The 918-nt window shown below is 56.2% G+C and carries 1 protein-coding gene; it reads right to left on the minus strand.

The genetic code is table 11. The annotated features are described in order from the left end of the window. Positions 1-16 precede the first annotated feature (16 nt). Positions 17-828 (minus strand): IS5 family transposase gene (locus tag EOS_RS44170; RefSeq protein ID WP_087881877.1). Its coding sequence is split into 2 segments (ribosomal slippage): positions 17-489 and positions 489-828, totalling 813 coding nucleotides; the frame shifts between segments, so codons are not numbered across the junction. Positions 829-918: the final 90 nt, after the last annotated feature.

Raw genomic sequence — 918 nt, forward strand, 5'->3', positions numbered from 1 at the left:
AGAAGCTGTTGCGAAATTAGTTGATTAGGGATTTCAGACGCGTCCAACAAATCAGTGCACAAGCTAAAGATAGGAATGCCTCGTGGACATGAGCATAGCGTTCGTAGCGAAACTTCAAGCGTCGAAACGAGTGGAGCCAGGCAATGGAGCGCTCCACCGGCCAACGCGTTTTGCCCAGTCCACTTCCATGCGGCGAGCCGATTTTTGCAAGGACAGGTTTGATGCCACGTTTGCGCAGGCGTTTGCGATGCGGCTCAGAACTATAGCCACGATCACCCTGAACGATCTCGGGCTTGCGCAAGGGTCGACCGCGCCGGCCTCGTATCGCGGGAATAGCCGCAACCAAGGGCTCAAGCTGCGTGATGTCGTTGCAATTGGCCCCTGTCAGGATGACCGCAAGCGGGATGCCTTGCGCGTCGACGATGAGGTGGTGCTTGCTGCCGAGCTTGCGCCGGTCCGTGGGATTGGGCCCGGTTTTTTTCCCGCCAGCATGGCGCGCACTGATGAACTGTCGACAAGCGCTCGCGTCAAATCGAGTTCGCCGCGACGACGTAGTTCGGCCAGCATGGTCTCGTGGATACGCTCCCAGACACCGGCTTCTTGCCACGCGACGAGTCGCCGCCAGCAGGCCGTGCCTGAGCCGCAGCCCATTTCCTGCGGTAGCAAGTTCCACGCGATACCCGAGCGCAAAACGAACACGATGCCCGTTAGCACGGCTCGATCGGCAATGGGTTTGCGACCGGCATATTGGCGATTGCGCGGCAAACGCTTGGGTAAAAGCGGTTCGATCAGTGACCACAATTCATCGTCTATCAATTCTTTAGGCATCGCTTCCTGTCAGGCAAAACAAGACATGAAGTTAACACCAACTAGAAAAAGTTAACAGCACCTTTGATTAATTTCGCAACAGCTTCTTAG

Source organism: Caballeronia mineralivorans PML1(12) (assembly GCF_001028175.1).
Taxonomy (GTDB): Bacteria; Pseudomonadota; Gammaproteobacteria; order Burkholderiales; family Burkholderiaceae; genus Caballeronia; species Caballeronia mineralivorans.